The organism is Staphylococcus sp. EZ-P03 (assembly GCF_003344575.1).
GTDB lineage: Bacteria > Bacillota > Bacilli > Staphylococcales > Staphylococcaceae > Staphylococcus > Staphylococcus simulans_B.
Window position 1 is genome coordinate 1 of sequence record NZ_QPMO01000057.1, and the last position, 932, is coordinate 932.

At 31.9% G+C, this 932-nt stretch carries 1 protein-coding gene; it reads left to right on the plus strand.

Features of this window, described 5'->3' with window-relative positions:
* Positions 1-120 precede the first annotated feature (120 nt).
* Positions 121-932: ISL3 family transposase (locus DVJ99_RS12955; protein WP_114604553.1), on the plus strand; the 812-nt coding region annotated here is incomplete at its 3' end.

Here is a 932-nt window from a genome sequence, read left to right on the forward strand (position 1 = left end):
AGGTTCTTCATCTTTTATGGTGGGAAGGTAAAACTTCCCGCCTTTTTTGATACACAAAAAGCGCAATTGCCTCTATAATTTAAAGTGCCTAAACCCAAATTAAAGGAGACAAGTGCGCCTATGTGTAATGATACATTAGAAATACTAAGAATAAAAGATAAAAATATCAAATTTGTTAGCCAAGATATTGATGTAATAGTAAAAGGAAAGAAGTCTACGGTTGTTAATGCTGTACTTACGTATAAGCCTTCGGCTTGTCCTTGCTGCGGAATTAAAAATGAAGGACAAATTCACAAACATGGTAAACGTGTTTCTCGTATTACCTTGCTTAAAACTCAAGGCTATAATACATATTTAAACTTAGCTAAACAACGCTTTAAGTGTTTAGAGTGTAATACAACTTTTACTGCTGAAACTGATGTCGTAGATAAGACACGATTTATTTCTAATTATGTGAATCAAAAAATAATTGAAGAAGCCACGAAAGTCAAAACAGAAATAGATACTGCAGAAGACAACTGTGTTTCTCCATCTACAGTACGTCGTATTCGAAATAAAGCAGTCAAAACTTTACTTATCAAGCCTTTCGATAATCTACCTGAACATTTGGCAATGGATGAATTTAGAAGTGTAAAGAGTGTGACTGGCTTAATGAGTTTTATATTTATTAACAATGACACACATGAAGTTCTAGATGTTTTAGAAAACAGAACTTCGGGTTATTTAAAAGCTTATTTTGAACGCTTTGATCGAAAAAATAGACTTAAAGTTAAAACAATTACCATTGATATGTTTGAACCCTATTTATTCTTATTTAAAAAGCTCTTTCCTAATGCATCTATAATCTTTGATAGATTTCATATCGTTCAGCACATGAATAGAGAGTTAAACTTCTATCGCAGAGAAGTAATGAATCGTTATAAAGACAAAGA